Origin of the sequence: Pseudoalteromonas sp. TB64, assembly GCF_000498095.1 — a bacterium.
GTDB lineage: Bacteria > Pseudomonadota > Gammaproteobacteria > Enterobacterales > Alteromonadaceae > Pseudoalteromonas.
In genome coordinates, this window is the sequence record NZ_AUTQ01000058.1 from 1 (window position 1) to 18,617 (window position 18,617).

The 18,617-nt window shown below is 38.0% G+C and carries 14 protein-coding genes, 2 tRNA genes and 3 pseudogenes; 12 read left to right on the forward strand and 7 right to left on the reverse strand.

The features are described from left to right. The first annotated feature begins 137 nt into the window (after window positions 1-137). From aat to infA, 3 genes are all read left to right on the forward strand, one after another. Window positions 138-854, forward strand: coding sequence for a leucyl/phenylalanyl-tRNA--protein transferase (aat, locus tag L647_RS0102130; protein ID WP_024609734.1), 717 nt, complete (start codon window positions 138-140; stop codon window positions 852-854). Further along, a complete protein-coding gene (locus tag L647_RS0102135) occupies window positions 847-1,551 on the forward strand; it encodes an arginyltransferase (protein WP_024609735.1) in 705 nt (234 codons plus the stop codon). The genes aat and L647_RS0102135 overlap by 8 nt, the downstream gene beginning before the upstream one ends. Window positions 1,552-1,641: 90 nt before the next feature. Beyond that, window positions 1,642-1,860, forward strand: coding sequence for a translation initiation factor IF-1 (gene infA / locus L647_RS0102140; protein WP_002962494.1), 219 nt, complete (start codon window positions 1,642-1,644; stop codon window positions 1,858-1,860). 219 nt (window positions 1,861-2,079) lie between these two features. On the opposite strand, the gene clpA is transcribed toward infA, so the two are convergent. Further along, window positions 2,080-4,341 carry an ATP-dependent Clp protease ATP-binding subunit ClpA gene (clpA, locus tag L647_RS0102145; RefSeq protein ID WP_024609736.1) on the reverse strand — a complete coding sequence of 754 codons (2,262 nt, stop codon included), beginning with the start codon at window positions 4,339-4,341 and terminating at the stop codon, window positions 2,080-2,082. A gap of 69 nt (window positions 4,342-4,410) precedes the next feature. Further along, entirely contained in the window at window positions 4,411-4,719 is a 309-nt protein-coding gene (gene clpS, locus L647_RS0102150) for an ATP-dependent Clp protease adapter ClpS (RefSeq protein ID WP_101163090.1), read from the reverse strand. Window positions 4,720-4,928: 209 nt separating this feature from the next. On the opposite strand from clpS, the gene cspD reads away from it, so the two are divergent. Continuing rightward, complete coding sequence (gene cspD / locus L647_RS0102155) at window positions 4,929-5,147, forward strand: cold shock domain-containing protein CspD (RefSeq protein ID WP_024609738.1); 219 nt, start codon at window positions 4,929-4,931, stop codon at window positions 5,145-5,147. A gap of 520 nt (window positions 5,148-5,667) precedes the next feature. Further along, on the forward strand, window positions 5,668-7,890 hold the full coding sequence (locus tag L647_RS0102160) for an NADP-dependent isocitrate dehydrogenase (protein ID WP_024609739.1): 2,223 nt from the start codon (window positions 5,668-5,670) through the stop codon (window positions 7,888-7,890). A gap of 288 nt (window positions 7,891-8,178) precedes the next feature. Here L647_RS0102160 and L647_RS01000000123500 read toward each other — a convergent pair. The 3 genes and pseudogenes from L647_RS01000000123500 to L647_RS0102175 all read right to left on the reverse strand — a co-directional run bounded on the left by L647_RS01000000123500 (window position 8,179) and on the right by L647_RS0102175 (window position 11,697). After that, window positions 8,179-9,418: pseudogene (locus tag L647_RS01000000123500) on the reverse strand (amidohydrolase family protein). Window positions 9,419-9,430: 12 nt separating this feature from the next. Then, window positions 9,431-10,811, reverse strand: a pseudogene (locus tag L647_RS01000000123505) (amidohydrolase). A gap of 100 nt (window positions 10,812-10,911) precedes the next feature. Beyond that, on the reverse strand, window positions 10,912-11,697 hold the full coding sequence (locus tag L647_RS0102175; protein WP_007585117.1) for a hypothetical protein: 786 nt from the start codon (window positions 11,695-11,697) through the stop codon (window positions 10,912-10,914). 270 nt (window positions 11,698-11,967) lie between these two features. Here L647_RS0102175 and L647_RS0102180 point away from each other — a divergent pair, with 270 nt between their 5' ends. Next, window positions 11,968-12,966, forward strand: coding sequence for a hypothetical protein (locus L647_RS0102180; protein ID WP_024609740.1), 999 nt, complete (start codon window positions 11,968-11,970; stop codon window positions 12,964-12,966). Between the two features lie 65 nt (window positions 12,967-13,031). On the opposite strand, the gene L647_RS0102185 is transcribed toward L647_RS0102180, so the two are convergent. Then, a complete protein-coding gene (locus tag L647_RS0102185; RefSeq protein WP_024609741.1) occupies window positions 13,032-13,724 on the reverse strand; it encodes a hypothetical protein in 693 nt (230 codons plus the stop codon). A 127-nt stretch (window positions 13,725-13,851) separates the two neighbouring features. Between L647_RS0102185 and L647_RS01000000123510 the strand changes: the two are divergent. Next, window positions 13,852-14,728, forward strand: a pseudogene (locus L647_RS01000000123510) (fructosamine kinase family protein). 150 nt (window positions 14,729-14,878) lie between these two features. After that, entirely contained in the window at window positions 14,879-15,082 is a 204-nt protein-coding gene (locus tag L647_RS0102195) for a CPXCG motif-containing cysteine-rich protein (protein ID WP_024609742.1), read from the forward strand. On the opposite strand, the gene L647_RS0102200 is transcribed toward L647_RS0102195, so the two are convergent. Continuing rightward, window positions 15,079-15,705, reverse strand: a complete 627-nt coding sequence (locus tag L647_RS0102200; RefSeq protein WP_024609743.1) for a riboflavin synthase — start codon at window positions 15,703-15,705, stop codon at window positions 15,079-15,081. The genes L647_RS0102195 and L647_RS0102200 overlap by 4 nt on opposite strands. A 128-nt stretch (window positions 15,706-15,833) precedes the next feature. Between L647_RS0102200 and L647_RS0102205 the strand changes: the two genes are divergently transcribed. The 4 genes from L647_RS0102205 (at window position 15,834) to L647_RS0102220 (ending at window position 18,609) form a co-directional block, all read left to right on the forward strand. Next, on the forward strand, window positions 15,834-17,189 hold the full coding sequence (locus L647_RS0102205; protein ID WP_024609744.1) for an MATE family efflux transporter: 1,356 nt from the start codon (window positions 15,834-15,836) through the stop codon (window positions 17,187-17,189). Beyond that, window positions 17,167-18,219, forward strand: a complete 1,053-nt coding sequence (locus tag L647_RS0102210; protein ID WP_024609745.1) for a DUF3080 family protein — start codon at window positions 17,167-17,169, stop codon at window positions 18,217-18,219. The genes L647_RS0102205 and L647_RS0102210 overlap by 23 nt, the downstream gene beginning before the upstream one ends. A gap of 114 nt (window positions 18,220-18,333) precedes the next feature. Beyond that, window positions 18,334-18,410 (forward strand) — tRNA-Val (locus tag L647_RS0102215). A 122-nt stretch (window positions 18,411-18,532) separates the two neighbouring features. Then, window positions 18,533-18,609: transfer RNA gene (locus L647_RS0102220), tRNA-Val, on the forward strand. The last annotated feature ends 8 nt before the right edge of the window (window positions 18,610-18,617 follow it).

The following is an 18,617-nucleotide window of genomic DNA, read 5'->3' on the forward strand; positions in this document are numbered from 1 at the left end:
ATGGCGGCACTTGATGCAGAGCGTTTCTTAGATAATTTATAAGCAATTAAATAAATAATTGAGGGCTGTCATTCAGCCCTTTTTTTATGCCCAAAATATAGTTACACTTTTACGATCAATCATAAAATAAGTACTATATGAAAAATCAGCTATACCAATTAAGCGAAACCGATATAGCATTCCCCAATCCGGAATACGCATTAGAGTCTCCCGATGGCTTACTGGCAATTGGTGGAGATTTAAATCTGCCTCGCCTAAGCAATGCCTACAAAAGCGGTATATTTCCTTGGTTTAGTGAAGATGAGCCTATTATGTGGTGGTCGCCAAGCGAGCGCGGTATTTTTGAGCTGGATGATTTTCATGTAAGTAAAAGCCTTCGTAAGCATTTAAAAAAGAATCCTGTAGAAGTAACAATTAATAATGCCTTTGAAGAAGTAATAGAAGCCTGTCGCGATCAACGCCTTGATACCGATGGCACCTGGATCACCTCTGACATGCTCAATGCGTACATTAAGGCACACAATGCGGGCATAGCGCATAGTTTAGAGGTGTGGAGTAACGGAGAGCTTGCAGGTGGCTTATATGGCATTATGCAAAATGGCGTATTTTGTGGCGAGTCGATGTTTCATCATCAAACAAATTGCTCCAAACTGGCTATGTGGGCGCTTGTAAATTGGCTTAAACGCCATAATGCGCATTTTATTGATTCCCAGTTAGAGAATCCTTATTTAATGACCCTTGGCGCAAAAGTAATACCCCGCTCAGAATTTTTAGCTAAACTTAAAGTTGCAAATAACTATACTGTTAGCCCAACTATGTGGGAGCCACAAACACTTGACGCAATCTATGAATGAACAGCTTCCAGCTCGTGTAGGCTTAAGCCAAGAGTTTGACTGCAGCTATTTACCCAATCGACAAGAACAACTTTTGGTTATTCTTGATCCAAGTTGCTACAGCACCGATAAATTTGAGTCATTATTAGGCTTAGGTTTTCGCCGTAGTGGCAACCAAATTTATCGCCCACACTGCCCCATATGCACTGAATGCAAATCAGTACGTGTATTAGCGCAAGAGTTTACACCCTCAAAATCGCAAAAACGTAAACTAAACAAAGCAAAAACACAGTTTGAGGTAAAATATTCTAAGACTGAACAAAAAGAGTATTATCCACTTTACAGTAAGTACATAAGTCTTCGTCATCAGGATGGAAGTATGTATCCTCCTGAAAAAACACAGTTTCAAAGTTTTTTGTTTTGTAGTTGGTTAGACATTACATTTATAGAACTATGGCATCAAGACAAATTAGTCGCTGTTGCTGTAACTGACTGTATGCAAAACGCTATTTCTGCAATTTACACATTTTTTGACCCTGATTTTGAGCAATATAGTTTAGGCACAGTCATGATTTTACAGCAGCTCAAGTTTGCGAAAGAGCAAAATAAACAATATGTATATTTAGGCTATCAAATAGACGAATGCGATAAAATGAAATACAAAACTCAATTTTTACCAGCGCAAAAACAGCTCAATGATGAGTGGCTGGCTATTTAATTTGCAAATATAGCCCCTGCGCCTTTACTTATTGGCGTATTTTGGGCAAAATCTGCAGCGTTTAACTATTAAAGAGGTGTTACGCTAAACATGGCGAAAGAAGACGTAATCGAAATGCAAGGGACTGTCCTTGATACTTTACCAAATACAATGTTCCGAGTTGAGCTAGAAAATGGTCACGTAGTTGTGGCTCACATTTCAGGCAAAATGCGCAAAAACTATATCCGTATTTTAACCGGCGATAAAGTAACGGTAGAAATGACTCCTTACGATTTATCGAAGGGTCGTATCGTATTCCGTGCTCGCTAAGTAAGTGCGTAAACGAGATTTAGTTTTTGGCTAGTATTTAACTAGCTTTAAGCGTTTATTAAATGTAATTGATGGAATTAATCTAGCAATTACATTTAATAAACAAAAAACCCAGCTTTGTGCTGGGTTTTTTGTTGCTCGTAAAAATGTGACAAAAAAATGGTCCGCTTTTAATTAAGCGGACCATTTTTATTTAACTAAGTATTTTAATTAAATGCGTTACGCAGGCGTTAAACTACTTTCATATTCAAAGTGAATTTTCTTATCTTTGACCGAGACTTTAACTGTACCGCCCTCAACAAGTTCACCAAATAATATTTCGTTAGCAAGCTGCTTTTTAAGCTCTTCTTGAATAACGCGCGCCATTGGACGTGCGCCCATCGCTTTGTCGTAACCTTTGTCAGCAAGCCATTCACGCGCTTTAGACGTCAGTTCAAGGTTAACCGATTTTTTATCAAGCTGTGCTTGAAGCTCTACAATAAACTTATCAACAACAAGTAAAATAACGTCACGTTCAAGGTGATTAAACCAAATGATGTTATCTAAGCGGTTTCTAAATTCAGGTGAAAATATTTTATTAATTTCGCCCATTGCATCATGCGTATGATCTTGCTCACTAAAGCCAATCGACTTACGTGTCGTTTCTTGCACGCCAGCGTTGGTAGTCATTACCACAACCACGTTTCTAAAATCGGCTTTACGACCGTTATTATCAGTTAAGGTACCGTGGTCCATAACTTGTAGCAAAACGTTGTAAATATCTGGATGCGCTTTTTCAATCTCATCTAAAAGTACAACTGCATGTGGATTTTTAATAACAGCTTCTGTTAATAAACCACCTTGCTCAAAACCAACATAACCCGGAGGCGCACCAATTAATCGGCTTATTGCGTGGCGTTCAACATATTCCGACATATCAAATCGGATAAACTCAACACCCATGCATTTAGCTAGTTGCTTAGTTACCTCTGTTTTACCAACACCGGTAGGTCCTGCAAACAAGAACGAGCCAACTGGTTTTTCTTCGCTTGATAAACCAGAACGAGATAAACGAATAGCAGATGTAAGCGCATCAATAGATTGATCTTGCCCAAACACTAACATTTTAAGGTTACGGTCAAGATTCTTAAGTGTTTCTTTATCTGTTGACGACACGCTTTGTGCAGGAATACGTGCCATTTTAGATATAATCAGCTCGATATCTGCCACACCAATCGTTTTTTTACGCTTAGAGCTAGGTTGTAGACGCTGACTTGCACCAGCTTCGTCAATTACATCAATTGCTTTATCAGGCAAGTGACGCTCATTAATGTATTTAGCACTTAGTTCTGCTGCCGCTTTTAACGCTTTTTGCGTGTAACGAATACCGTGGTGTTCTTCGTAACGCTCTTTTAAACCGTTTAATATTTTAGTGGTGTCTGCAACGCTTGGTTCAAGTACATCAATTTTTTGAAAACGGCGTACTAGCGCACGGTCTTTCTCAAAAATATTTTTATACTCGTTGTAAGTAGTTGAGCCCATACAACGTAATTTGCCACTTGAAAGTAACGGTTTAAGCAAGTTTGATGCGTCCATAACACCACCAGACGCCGCGCCAGCACCGATTATGGTATGTATTTCATCAATAAATAAAATAGAACCAGGCTGCGCTTGTAGCTCTTTTAATAAACTTTTAAAACGTTTTTCAAAATCGCCACGGTATTTAGTACCCGCAAGTAATGCTCCCATATCTAGTGAATATACAACAGCATCGGCTATTACTTCTGGAACTTGATCGTTCACAATACGGTACGCTAGGCCTTCTGCAATTGCTGTTTTACCAACACCGGCTTCACCTACTAATAGCGGATTGTTCTTTTTACGGCGACACAGCACTTGTACAGTGCGCTCTACTTCGCTATCGCGACCAATTAGAGGGTCTATATTACCTTCACGCGCTTGTGCGTTTAGATTGGTTGTAAAGCTGTCTAACTTACTTGCTTCTTCGTTTTGAACTTCTTGTACTTCTTCATGAATATCGTCGGTGTCGTCACCTAATTCATCGTCTGCTTTAGAAATACCGTGCGAAATAAAGTTAACAATATCTAATCGAGATACATCGTTCTTTTTAAGTAAATAAACGGCTTGGCTTTCTTGTTCAGAAAAAATAGCTACCAGTACGTTTACACCTGTTACTTCATTTTTTCCTGACGATTGCACATGAAATACAGCACGCTGTAAAACACGTTGAAAGCCAAGAGTTGGTTGAGTTTCACGCTCTTCTTCTAAATCTGGAATTACCGGTGTTGTTTCATCGATAAATTCTAGCAATTCGGTTTTTAAACCTGAAATATTAACACCACACGCATTTAGAGCTTCTCCCGCTGAAGGATTGTCTAAAAGCGCAAGTAAAAGGTGCTCTACGGTCATAAACTCATGACGGCGAGTGCGCGCTTCACGAAACGCGGCATTTAATGTGAGTTCTAAGTCTTTGTTTAGCATTGGCAACCCCTTACTGAGATAATAATTTTATACCACATAAATCGGATGTTTGATCACCCTAACTGGTATTTATTCCTGCTCACAACTACAAAGCAGTGGATGCTCGTTATCCCGTGAGTAACGGTTAACTTGTTCAGCTTTGGTATGAGCTACATCAGCGCTATAAACGCCGCAAATACCCTTACCTTTTTCATGAACCTGAAGCATCACGTCGGTTGCTCTATCGCTATCCATATTAAAAAACGTCGTTAAAACTTCTATTACAAAGTCCATCGGCGTGTAGTCGTCGTTATTTAAAACAACTTTATATTTTCGCGGTGGTTGTAGCTTTTGCTTTTCACTATCGCGAACTGTGTCTATAACACCTGAATCTTTCATACCACTCATAATTAAATATAGTCTTGTCTTTGTAACTCAAGCAAACTTGAATAAAAAATAAATAAAATGTTAAATAAATAACTCAAAACACTTGACTGACTGGGCAAATAAACTACAGTCAGACATAGATTGATTAAACCTTAATCAGTCTAGCAAATTATACGGTTTAGAATAACTAAATTAGTCAACTTATTGAAGGATGTAGAAGTATGGCTTGTGGTAAAGTTAAATGGTTCAACAACGCTAAAGGTTTTGGTTTCATCGTAGAAGACGGCTGCGAGAATGATATTTTCGCTCATTACTCAACAATTGTAATGGACGGTTATAAAACGCTTAAAGCTGGTCAAGATGTAACATTCGAATTAGAACAAGGCCCAAAAGGCTTACACGCTACTAATATTGCCCCAGATGGCGACATTATCGAGTAACTGTAATTCTGTTCGACTAAAGCGAGTGACCTATTTAGATCCTCGCTTAATTCTTTATCCATACTTTTTTCATCACTTCACCTCTATTTATTGCCTCATTTTGTGCAAATTCAACCCTTTTCCTTGAATTTATTTTATATACCCCAATGTTCTAACTGATACTTATTTATATACTTGTGCGCTGTTTCAAGACCTAGCCCTTTTTATTCAAGCTTGTTACACTCTTGAAGCTTATAAAAGTGTATTAATCTAATAATTACTCACGTGTTTTAGTATTAGGAACTGCCTATGCTAAAGGCTAATTTGTTTTTGTTATTTTTTTAGCTATAAATACGGTACCAGTTCGTCAGGTGTGATTATTCTGCTTTATATAAAAGCAATAATGAGTACCAACACCTAACAAACTATTCATTACTTGGGTTCATTTATTAACGTGTTTAGTAAATGTAATAGCTCAAAAGTAATGAGTTTCTTTGCATTGTTGAATAAGGCCTTTACGGTCTACTATCTAGGAATGATGATGACATCAAAAATTATCTATACAAAAACGGACGAAGCTCCGGCACTAGCAACTTACTCGTTGCTACCTATCATCCAAGCATATACAAATGCGGCAGGTGTTGAAGTTGAAACTCGCGATATCTCTTTAGCAGGTCGTGTAATTGCAAGCTTCCCTGATTATTTAACACCAGAACAACGCATTGGTGATGCACTTGCTGAACTTGGCGAGCTTGCTAAAACACCAGAAGCTAACATTATTAAATTACCAAATATCAGTGCATCTGTTCCACAGCTTCGCGCGGTAATTAAAGAGCTTCAAGCACAAGGTTATGCACTTCCAGATTACCCTGTAGAACCTAAAAATGATGAAGAAAAAGCAATTCAAGCTGCTTACGACAAAATTAAAGGCAGTGCAGTAAACCCAGTACTTCGTGAAGGTAACTCAGACCGTCGTGCACCTGGTTCTGTAAAAGAATATGCACGTAACAACCCACATTCAATGGGTGCGTGGAGCAAAGATTCAGAGTCTTACGTTGCTAGCATGAGCGAAGGCGATTTCTTTGGCTCTGAGCAATCAATCACTGTTGATACAGCAACTGATGTTCGTATTGAACACGTTGCAACTAACGGCGATGTTACAGTACTTAAACAAAGCACTCCTCTTTTAGCTGGCGAAGTTATTGATGCATCAAGCATTAGCGCTTCTAAGCTTCAAGCTTTTTTAGCTGCTGAAATTGATGCAGCAAAAGAAAAAGGCGTTTTATTCTCGCTTCACATGAAAGCGACAATGATGAAAGTATCTGATCCAATCATCTTTGGTCACGCTGTAAAAGTATTCTACAAAGATGTATTTGCTAAACACGGTAAGCTTTTTGAAGAGCTAGGTGTTGATGTAAATAATGGTTTGGGCGACGTATATTCTAAAATTCAAACATTAGACGATGCAAAGCGCGAAGAAATTGAAGCAGACATTCAAGCTGTTTACGCTAGCCGCCCTGCTATTGCTATGGTTGATTCTGACCGTGGTATTACAAACCTACACGTACCAAGTGATGTGATTATTGATGCATCTATGCCTGCTGCAATTCGTTCAAGCGGTCAAATGTGGAATAACGATGGTAAATTACAAGACACTAGCTTTGTAATTCCAGATCGTTGTTACTCAGGTATTTACCAAGCAACTATTGATTTTTGTAAAGTAAACGGTGCATTTGATCCAACAACTATGGGTAGCGTTCCAAACGTTGGTCTTATGGCTCAAAAAGCTGAAGAATACGGTTCACACGATAAAACGTTTGAAGCTAAAGCTGACGGTTCTATCCGTGTTGTTGATGCAAATGGTAATACATTACTTGAGCACAGTGTTGAGCAAGGCGATATTTGGCGCATGTGTCAGGCTAAAGACGCACCAATCCAAGATTGGGTTAAACTTGCAGTAAGCCGTGCACGTGCAACTGGCGTTCCTGCTATTTTTTGGTTAGACGAAAATCGTGCACACGATGCAGAGCTAATCAAAAAAGTAAATAAATACCTACCAGATCACGATACAGCTGGTTTAGATATTCAAATTTTAGCACCGCTTGAAGCAACATTGTTCTCACTAGCGCGTATTAAAGAAGGTAAAGACACTATTTCTGTAACAGGTAACGTTTTACGTGATTACCTTACAGATTTATTCCCAATCTTAGAGCTAGGTACTAGTGCTAAAATGCTTTCAATTGTTCCACTTATGAACGGTGGCGGCTTATTTGAAACTGGCGCGGGTGGTTCTGCACCTAAGCATGTTCAACAATTCGAAAAAGAAAACCACTTACGTTGGGATTCTTTAGGTGAATTTTTAGCACTTGCTGCATCACTTGAGCACCTAAGCGTAACTACGGGTAACAACAAGGCACAAGTTCTTGCTGATACGCTAGATAAAGCAACAGGTACTTTCTTAGCAGAAAACAAATCGCCTTCACGTAAAGTGAAAGAAATTGATAACCGTGGTTCTCATTTCTTCCTATCTTTATTCTGGGCACAAGAACTAGCTAAACAAAACGACGACAGCGAACTTAAAGCACAGTTTACGCAAATTGCTAGCGATCTTGAGTCTAATAAAGACCAAATCGTAAGTGAGCTAAACGATGCTCAAGGCCCTGCAGTAGATTTAGGCGGTTACTTCCTACCTAATGACGATGCAGCGTTTAAAGCAATGCGTCCAAGCACTACGTTTAACGGTATTCTTGCTAAATTAGTATAAATATTGGTTTAAATTAAAAGGCCGCTTACTTGAAAAAGTAAGCGGCTTTTTTACGCCAATAAAAAAGGTCGTTATCATTAGATAGCGACCTTTTTGATTAACCAAAACTATTTAAGTTATTTAAACTCTGATTACTTTGTATCATACCAATTCGCTTAATTAAGTGATCAATTTTGAGGCAAGAAAATCTTGTCGATAACAAGGCAAAAATTTCGTGATTTAGTTGCTCTATATCAGAAATTTTTAACGCAGTTAGCGTCAGATTTAATCCCTCAAATTGATTAAGTATTATTGCGGGTTGGTATATGCGCGTGGCATTTTTGAATCAGTCGTATAACGGTCACGCAGTTTATCCTGACGAGATTGTGTAGATACCTCAGTCCCATTAATAAACATTTTGCTCACGTGGCTACTCAGTTCAAACGGGTCATTACTCCACATTACTACATCAGCGGCTTTGCCTACTTCAAGGCTACCTGCATTAATGCCAAATACATCAGCAACGTTTGATGTAACCGCTTTTAACGCGCCCTCTTGGCTCATACCATACGATACTGCATTACCAGCATCAAAACGTAGCTGATAAATATTATGGCTTNCCTACCGTTAATAATACTTTAACGCCTGCTTTTTCAAGCACACCTGCATTATCTAAACTCGCATGAAGCGAATCAAAACTTGCTGGTAAGCTGTCCATTGCACTAATGATCACAGGGATATTTGCTTTAGCAACGCGCTCTTTAACTACAACAGCATCTTGCGCACCGTTAAGTACCAAGTTAATACCAAACTGTTCTTTTACTTTAATAAGCTCAATAATATCAGCCGCACGCGAAACGCCAACAACTAATGGCATTTCGCCACTAAGGACTTTCACCATTACTTTGTCTTCAGTACTTGGTTTGTCGTCATCTTTTTTAGCTTTTTTACCGGCTTTCGTTTTGTGCTCATCAAGTTTATTAATAAGTGTTTGCAAAGTAAAAGCACGAGAGCCTTTACTACGCTCACCTAAATAAACAACTAGAGCCGCTTGTTTTTGCATTTCGCTATCAAAACTACCACTTAAATCAACAACACTAGCAAGCCCTGAAAAAATGCTATCGCCACCATGAGGGGTAATTACATCGCGTGTTACGCCGCCTTTACGAGCGTAAGGGATTAAGCTCGAATGCGCGTTGTAAGCAAGACTTACGTCAAAATCAATACCGGCTTTTTCCTCGCCTGCATCGCGAGAGCCCGCAACTGCACTAACTTCAACCAGACCAAGTTGATTTACACTGGCAATAAAACCGGGTGTTACAATTTGACCTTTTGCATCAATAACTTTATCAGCTATAACTTCAGCTGGGTTAATTGCTGTAATTTTTCCATCTGTCATTACAATGCTTGCCGCTTCTAAAACACCTTGATCAGAAGACGTATGTAATGTTGCATTAATAATTGCTAGCGATTGTGCGCTTACAGCACCAGATGCTAGTAATCCTGCAGCAACCAGAGAAAGCGAAAACGAACGTGATAAATTTTTCATTCTGGGTGCTCCTTATTGTTGACCTAACATAAAATCACTTGTTGCTTGATACGCGCTGTCATTTCTATCGTAAACTTTTGCACCATCAACAAACACTTGTTCAGCTTTAGCATAAACACTAAATGGGCTTTGATTCCAAATAACCACATCGCCCTGCTTACCCGCTTCTAGTGAACCTGTTTTGTCATCAATACCTAACGACTTAGCAGCGTTAGCCGTGATCCATTTAATAGCGTGTTGCTCAGAAATATCAAAACCGTTTTCGTTAGCACGGTACATAACCTTGCCAGCTTCTTGGTTTAAGCGCTGAATAGTGGTATCTGAATCTGAGTGAACAACCGCACATGAATTTTTAACAGCATCAACAATGGCTACGTTTTCTTGAACCATGTCGTAGGCTTCCATTTTAAAGCCCCACCAGTCTGGCCAAAGTGCAGCACACGAACCATTTTGGGCAAGTAAGTCAGCAATTTTATACGCTTCTACACCGTGGTGAAAAGTACCGGCGTCGTAATTAAACTCTTTTGACAGGTCAATCATCATTGCCATTTCTTCAGCTTTATAACAATGATTATGAATACGTACTTCGCCTTCAAGCACACCACGAAGCGTATCGTGTTTAATATCACGCACTGGTGCTTCTGGGTTTAAACCTGCTTCATAATCGGCATCGTACTTATCCCATGCACGTTTGTATTCAGCGGCTTCAGCCCATGCCATACGGNCCTGCCATATTACCCATACGAGTTGAAGGTAATACACCTTGGCGACCATAAACACGTTTAGGGTTTTCACCACACGCCATTTTTAAACCATACGGCGCCTCTGGAAATTTCATACCTTGCATAGTGTGTGCAGGGACGTTTTTAAGCGTAACGCCGCGGCCACCAAATAAGTTAGCTGAGCCTGGTAAAATTTGTAAAGAAGTAATGCCGCCTTCGCGTGCGCGATTAAAGCCAGGATCTTGTGGCCAAACAGAATGCTCAACCCACACTTCTGCAGTATTAGGGCTGGTCATTTCGTTACCATCTTGATGCGACTCAACCGATGGGCTTGGGTAAGCGCCTAAATGTGAATGTACGTCAATAATACCTGGTGTAACCCATTTGCCTTGTGCATCAATTGTAATATCAGCAGTAGCAGTTAAGTCTTTACCTACTTGTTGTACTTTACCGTCAACAAGTAATACATCAGCATCATCTAAACGCTCACCAGTACCTGTTAATACAGTGGCGTTGGTAATTAATGTGCTTGATGTAGCAACTGGCTGATAAGTGCTTGGGTAAGGATTTTTGTTAATTGTTATTTTATCGTCTTGCGGGCCGTTTTCTTGGCAACCTACAAGTGCAGCAGCTAAGCCAACCGCTAATAAAGAAGGTGCAAATTTTTGCATGTTGTTTGGATCTCCTGTTTTTTTGCTACTTTAGCGAAAGCTAAGTGATAAAGCTAAAAAAACAGGTGAAAACGCAGTTAATTAAGATGAATTTCTGTAATTATTTCTTTATATAATTGTTATACAACTTTTCAAGCGCACCTTCGGTTGTAAGCGATGGATCTTTACTAATAAAGTGCTTAACCGTACGCGTTACAAAATCAGAGTTTTGCTTATGTAACTTAGAAAAATCTTTAATAATTGTATTACCGTCTTTAGCCGCTGTCACTTTGTCATGACGATGACGATACTGGCTTAGCGCTTTATTAAAATCCCCTTGGTAATCTTCAACCAAAATTTTATAAAAGTCACTTTTTTGTACGTTTAAATCATTAATGCAGTAATTTAGCGCCTCTTTAAAGTCGGTAAATATCATGCCTTCTACATCAAACTCTTTTGTTTTTTCACGTACTGCTACTTTGGCATCTTCTGTGGCATAACTAAAACCAGTAAACGCTAAACGCTCAGCGGCTTCTTTTCCTAATTTCATACCCGCTTGAATACTATGCGCAAACTCATCGCTCATATCGCCAAGTTCGTTTTCTTCCCACATGTTATAAACACGCAGAGGTTTTGCGTATTTAGTAGCAAGCTTTTTTTTCATTTTAGTGAAGCGCTCATCAATCGTCATCAGCCTTTCGTTATGTAAAAGTGCATGGCACTCATAACACGCAGGAATAGATATAAAATCAGCCTCTTCGCCTAAATCAACAATGCTTTGTAGCATATGCAGGGGCGGACAATGATCGCGCTCTGTTGCTTCACAACCACAATAAAAGCACTGGTTAAAATGCTGCTGATCGCAAGCGTATGCTTGCTGATAATAACTGGCTAACGTTTTACTCACCGTTACTCCTAAAAAACACGACTAAATTATGGGGGCGATAATAGCAGCCTGAAAAAATAAGTCAGTAGCTATAAAAAATTAATTTATCTGAAACTGTTTATCCATAGCTTAATGAAAGTTATTCCCTCTCCCCTGATTTTACGTTTACAATTAACATGTCACATAGTGGTAAACCTTGCTGTAAAAATGCAGATGCTGGTGTTATATCCATAATGGAGGGTATTTCACTCACGCGATTAAAGCGCATACAAGATAAAAATGAGGAGATATATGCATTTAGAAACTAAAACGATAGATGAGTATGAGTTTTTAATTAATACTTTAAATACACATTTTGCTGTTTCACTAGAGCTTAGCAACTCACCTGATCTGCCCCCTAATGATTTAGTAATAGTAAACAAAGATCTTCAAATAATTGCAGAATTACTGCAACAAATAAAGCGTTATCACGAAGCCTACCCCGAAACTAAAAATAAATTTTTCTATACCGATTTAAATAATAACGAGGTCGAACAACTACTAAAAGCACTTCACGTTTTTCACAAAGTGAATAATGGCAAACTCACAGAGCAACAAAATTTATTTTTAAAACACTATACTGACGAAGCAAATATATTTATGCGTGATTATTGTAACGTTGTGTATGACGAATCGTTAGTAAGAGGTTTGTTTGATAAATATAAAATAGCGTTAAAAAATCACTGTGAAGATGCTGTTTTAAAACATATTGAACAAGGTAATGAGCCGGTTTATGTTTTTGCACTCCAAGCTTTTCCTGGTAATGCTTATCAATTAGCAACAATGAATACGGTAGCCTCACAGCAGCTAATGTTAAATCAGAGTGAGCTAGGCGACGATTTAAATAGTGAATTATATAACCCTGCGTGCTTTGATATTGAATGTGCGTGTTCTGAAGAATATAAATATGCTGAATCACAAATTAAAGCGCTTTTTGATCAACTTTATGAGCTAAACGAAACCCGCTATGAAGTTGGAACAAAAAAATTTGAGGAAATAGATGCACTGTATGACCTTGCTTATGTACTTTTTATTGAAAGCAGTCTTTACGCATTAAAAACGACTGATTTTGATACGCTCAATAAAACAGATATGTTTTGCGCCATTGTTGCTTCACATGAGTTTTCTGAATATGAATTTTACGCATTAGCAAAACATACAATACCTGAAAAATTTGATCAAATATTTCCTGATGCCGATAAATATGAACATGAAGATAGCGTTTTTGAACAGTTACTTCATAAAGATTAATTAAAAGTATCTAAAATTCATGCATTAAGTGTAATTACTTTAGAGCAGCTCTAAAGTAATTTAAATTATATAACTGCGGCTATTAACCCAAATAAACCACCAAACACACCGCCCCACACTACAAGCCAGCCTAAGTGCTCGCGGATCATAGTTTGAATAATCTCTTTAACCATTTTAGGGGTAAGCTCATCTAGGCGCTCATCAACTAATTTAAGGACTGTTTTATGTAGGCTCTCTGCGCTATTACCTTGTGAAAGCGTTTGGGTTACTAATGCTTTAAAGTCGTCAGTTTGAGAAATTTCACCAAGCGACAATTGCATTTTTTCAATAAACTTTTCGCGCATTGGCTCTATTGCCGCTGTGCCACCAAACATACCAAGCATGCTACCAAACTGTGACTCTTCTATAACGACAAGTAAATTGTCGAACGCAGGGTTTAAATCTACATTGCTGATAATAGGTTCAAAATCGATATTGGGCTGTGCTTTATTAAGTAGGTTATTAATTTTTTGCTCTGAAAAAAACTCCGTTAATATTAGGTTTCTAATGGCGATTTTAAAGCTTTCAAACTTAAGCGCAATAACGCCTGAGCCATATAAAAATGGCACTTTTTCAAACAACATATGAATAGCTAATAAATTTGTTACCGCGCCAGAAAGTGCAAATAAACCAACAGATAATACAATTGCTTGGTTAAACATAAAACCCACAACAACACATAGCCCAGCTAGCAAATTGGTTATTAAACTTTTGTTCATTTTTACTCCATTACAGTCGTTGTCATTATTTATTTAAACCTAGCCGCTAATTTTACAACGATTAGATTGTTAAATTAATCTCTTTTTGCCATAGTTTAGGTATCTGTTTAAAAGGTGAACAATTGTTATGTGGAAAACAGTAAACGAGCACATCAGCCAAGCTATTAATTATGATTTTAAACACACCTACAAACGCCAACTACAAAGTACAAATACCGACAAACTTTTTCATTTAACCAATGGTACGCACAACTACCTAATAAAAGTAGTGTTAAAAAGTGAACTCGACAGATTAGAGAGCGAATCAACCGGTTTAAAACTGTTGGCACAAAACAGTGACTTAAAAGTACCTAATTGCATTGTAACAGGCGCTAATATTGAATTTTCGTTTATTGTTTTAGAGTGGCTTNNTTGTTCTTGATAAACAACCTCATACTACATGGGATGCTATGGGTAAAAGCCTTGCAAATATGCATCAAAAACATGACCAAGCCATGTTTGGTTTTGATATTGATAATTACTTGGCAACCACAGTACAGCCAAATAGATGGCATAAAAAGTGGGATGTATTTTACGCCGAAGAACGTATAGGTTGGCAATTACAACTATTAGCTGAAAAAGGCATACAACTTATCGAGCCCGAACGCTTAATAAATACAGTAAAAGAACAACTACATAGCCACCATGTTGAGCCATCAATATTGCATGGTGATTTTTGGCGCGGCAACATGGGATTTTTAAAAGCCGTTCCCACAGTATTTAATCCTGCAAGTTATTATGGTGACCGGGAAGTTGATATTGCAATGAGTGAATTATTTGCTCCACTGCCAGACAATTTTTACAGTGCTTATAATCTTCAATATCCTTTATCGCCAAATTACGAAAAGCGTAAACTGATATATCAGTTATACCCTATTTTAAATCACGCCAATATTTTTGCCGGAAATTACCTTACACAAGCCAAGCAGCACATAGAAAAGCTCACAGCAACAGTAGTAAAATAAGTGCCATAATTACCCAATCAGACTATATTTATAAATGTTGAATAACGATGAAATTATAGTTATAAAATAATAATTATGAAGTTCAGCGTTGAGCCATTAAGTTGTTGCTAGGGTTACTAACACACTTAATAATTTATAATTGGAGTGATTATGAAAGATTTTTTATCACAACGTATAGCATGCCCACACTGTGGCCACCACATTCATTTAGACCTAGACGCAAGCATGGGCGATCAAGACTACGTTGAAGATTGCACTGCCTGCTGTAACCCTATTCATTTAAATATGCATATTGACCATGCTAATAATAAGTTAGAGTTACACGTAGACAGTGACGACGAACAAATATTTTAAGCCTGATGGCGTAAGTAGTTTTCTACCGTATTTACAATAGTGTAAGTTTGCTGATCAACTTCAATATTTAACTTGTCACCCACTTGCGCTGCACCAATGTTTGTAATGGCGAGCGTTTCCGGAATTAGGTGTAACCAAAAACCTTGTTCATCAACTTCGCCCACGGTTAAGCTTGCGCCATTTATCGCAACAAAACCTTTATATAACACATACTTTTGCCACTCTTTTGGTAAGCTTAATTGTATTTTACAGTTATTTTCAAGCTTCACTATTTGAGAGATTTGTGACGTACAATGAATATGCCCAGACACTATATGCCCACCTAGCTCAGTACCAAACGTAACAGAGCGTTCGTAATTAACTAAACTACCTAGCTCAAGCAAACCTAAATTAGTTAATTTTAGGGTTTCGTCAATCACATCAAAATGCACTTGTGCCACCACGTCATGGTTACTTAACTCAACTTGTACAACCGTTAAACAACACCCATTAATAGCAATACTTGCGCCTAAATCTAGATGCTTAACGTATTCATCACTTACCGATATAACTAAGCGTAAAACGCCATCTGTTTGGGTTTTAGATACCACAGTTGCTTGTGTTTGTACTATTCCGGTAAACATAAAATCACTTAAATTTATTACAAAGTGCTAGTTTAACGTATCAACTAATAAAATCATTCACTACTGAGATTTTTATTTGAAACACAATAGATTACAATTGCGCTCTGTTTTATTTAATAGCTGTTTTTATGACCTTTTGTAATTGGGAAGCTAAACGTTTACTCTCCCTCGCATTTCCTGTTTTTTTAGCACAAGTAACACTCATTCTAATGTCGGTGGTCGACACCATAATGGCAGGTCAAGTTAGCCCAACCGATTTAGCTGCCCTGTCAATCGCAACCGGTATTTGGAACCCATTACTACTTGCATTACAGGGTATTTTATTAGCATTAACAGGCATAATTGCACAATTTTCTGGAGCTAATGATAAAAAAGGGATCAGCCATTATTTTCAACAAGCACTTTATTTAACAGCTTTGTTGAGTGCAGTCGGATTTGGTATAGCTAATTTAGCTGATGTTATAATTTCACGACTCGATACCAGCCCTGCTATAGCAAGCCTTGCTTTTGACTATATTCGTTTTGTTAAATGGGGGGTATTTGGCTTTTTAATCTTTACTGTTTACAGAAACATGACCGAAGGTATGGGGATGACCAAACCCGCGTTTTATATAAGCCTTTTAGGGTTAGCTGTTAATATACCTGCAAATTACATTTTTATTCATGGCTTGTTTGGTTTTCCTGCTTACGGCGGTGCTGGCTGTGGTATTGCAACCGCTTTAGTACTAACCGTAATGGCTATTGCGCAGGTCACTTACTGCCAAATTAGCAAAAAAGTGGGCGCTAAAGAGCTATTAACTTCATTCGAAAAACCAAATTTAACCACTATAGCAACCATTACCAAGCTTGGTATTCCAATATCGTTAGCAACCTTTTTTGAAGTAACGCTATTTGCCTGCATCCCCTTATTTATAGCTCACCTAGGTGCAGTAGCTGTTTCTGGTCATCAAATAGCGGCAAGTGTAACTACTTTACTCTTTATGATGCCACTAAGCCTTTCTATCGCTATTAGTATTCGGATAGGTAACTTATATGGGCAAAACCATTTAAAACAGTTAAAAGTGGCTGTATCTACCAGCTATATTTTAGCAATCGCCATCGCATTATTTTTAGCCTTGATTACTTTTACTGGACGTAATTTAATTAGCCAGCTTTACACCGACAGCCCTGAAGTTATTGCACTAGCGTCATCAATCATGATTTTAGCGTGTGTATATCAATTACCGGATGCTCTGCAAGTGGCTGCCAACGGCATATTACGTGGGTTAAAATACACCGCCCCTATTTCGTATATTACATTTATATCGTACTGGTTAATCGGCTTTGCTTTAGGTTACGTATTGGCAAGAACAGACTTAATAGTGCCAGCAATGGGGCCTCATGGTTTTTGGGTTGGAATTATTTTTGGACTCACAGTGGCGGCAATACTCTTAATGCTAACGGTGCATAAACGCTTTAAACATGAATCATTTATTGAAACATAACACACAATCACTATGCACATTACCCGTAATATTGTTATTGGTAATGTGCATAGCACTGCTCGCTAGCTGCTCTAAAGCACCAAGTGATAGCAACATTACTTATACAGAACGCTTAGGCAATACCGTAAATGCAAAAACCGTAAAACCTAAACGTGTGGAGCAACTAAAGTTATTATCTCCTTCGCAATTAAGTAAAAGTACAGTAACGCTAGGTATCCTCCAATTAGCAGGGCTGAGTCACTGTAAATTAAATATACTCATAAGTGAGCATAATAATCAGCTTGGTAAAACTGCCACAGCAGCTGGGCGTTTAAAATATCAAATTAGTTTTATTCAAAGCGCACAAGCCTGTTTAAATACCCTTGATAAAAACAGTGATATTTACTCAAAAATACTTGCCGCTAAAACCCAAAAAGAAAACCATTTAATACATTACTTTAATAGCATGTTGTTTAACGAACCTGAGCTAAACCGTACATGGGCAGGTACAAATAACGAGCTTTCAACCCAAGCTGCAGGGTTTAGTGATACACAACAAGCCCTTTCACAGCTAGTCACCATTAAACAGCACATTACCTCTCGGGAGTTTAATAAAATAAACACAGACTCTATTTTTAATGCACTAGAGCAGCTTAATAAGTATCAATTTAACCAATTGCTTATCCAATCAGCAAGGCAACAAATCGCATTTAATAACAGTGCAACATTATTTGTAAAAACATTGAATCTACGCGACATTTGCCCTGCAGGTAAAAATAAAAAAACGGCAAAAATAGTCAGTAATGTATTTCAAAAGTTTTTCTTAGGTGAAATTCAACCTTACCAAGCACAGTTAACGGGTTACTTAGAGGTACTTCAACCTTTGTATAATCAATTGTGGTTTAAAGAAGAAATAACGAGTGAACCTATTAATGGCTTAACTAAAACTAATTCACCTAATAACTTATTAAATCAGTTAAAAAATTCAGCCAAAAACCATGTTGTTTGGTGGCAAACGTTTTATAAAACGTGTGAAATCAGCCCTATATGAATAAAAAAACGGCAAATAAACTCAAAAGCAATAAACTTACTTGATTCACCTCTCGCCACACTATATATTAGCGACCGTTGTTAAGTAATTAGCAACCTACTTAAATATAGAAATACGACTGTAGCTCAGTTGGTTAGAGCACTACCTTGACATGGTAGGGGTCGGTGGTTCGAATCCACTCAGTCGTACCAACATTTAAGAAAAGTATAATTGAAGGAAAAAGCACTACCTACTCTTGATCACCCGGTCCAAAGGTCAGTAGTTCTAATTCACTCAGTCGTACCAATATTTAAGTAAAGCCTCAAAAAATTGTACGACTGTAGCTCAGTTGGTTAGAGCACTACCTTGACATGGTAGGGGTCGGTGGTTCGAATCCACTCAGTCGTACCAACATTTAA

What these genes read in the sequence shown, in the direction of transcription:
- L647_RS0102160 (WP_024609739.1), top strand. Translation starts at nt 5,668, where the DNA reads ATGACATCAAAAATTATCTATACAAAAACGGACGAAGCTCCGGCACTA.
- infA (WP_002962494.1), top strand. Translation starts at nt 1,642, where the DNA reads ATGGCGAAAGAAGACGTAATCGAAATGCAAGGGACTGTCCTTGATACT.
- L647_RS0102200 (WP_024609743.1), bottom strand. Translation starts at nt 15,705, where the DNA reads ATGTTTACCGGAATAGTACAAACACAAGCAACTGTGGTATCTAAAACC.
- aat (WP_024609734.1), top strand. Translation starts at nt 138, where the DNA reads ATGAAAAATCAGCTATACCAATTAAGCGAAACCGATATAGCATTCCCC.
- clpA (WP_024609736.1), bottom strand. Translation starts at nt 4,341, where the DNA reads ATGCTAAACAAAGACTTAGAACTCACATTAAATGCCGCGTTTCGTGAA.
- cspD (WP_024609738.1), top strand. Translation starts at nt 4,929, where the DNA reads ATGGCTTGTGGTAAAGTTAAATGGTTCAACAACGCTAAAGGTTTTGGT.
- L647_RS0102205 (WP_024609744.1), top strand. Translation starts at nt 15,834, where the DNA reads ATGACCTTTTGTAATTGGGAAGCTAAACGTTTACTCTCCCTCGCATTT.
- L647_RS0102185 (WP_024609741.1), bottom strand. Translation starts at nt 13,724, where the DNA reads ATGAACAAAAGTTTAATAACCAATTTGCTAGCTGGGCTATGTGTTGTT.
- L647_RS0102210 (WP_024609745.1), top strand. Translation starts at nt 17,167, where the DNA reads ATGAATCATTTATTGAAACATAACACACAATCACTATGCACATTACCC.
- L647_RS0102180 (WP_024609740.1), top strand. Translation starts at nt 11,968, where the DNA reads ATGCATTTAGAAACTAAAACGATAGATGAGTATGAGTTTTTAATTAAT.
- clpS (WP_101163090.1), bottom strand. Translation starts at nt 4,719, where the DNA reads ATGAAAGATTCAGGTGTTATAGACACAGTTCGCGATAGTGAAAAGCAA.
- L647_RS0102135 (WP_024609735.1), top strand. Translation starts at nt 847, where the DNA reads ATGAATGAACAGCTTCCAGCTCGTGTAGGCTTAAGCCAAGAGTTTGAC.
- L647_RS0102195 (WP_024609742.1), top strand. Translation starts at nt 14,879, where the DNA reads ATGAAAGATTTTTTATCACAACGTATAGCATGCCCACACTGTGGCCAC.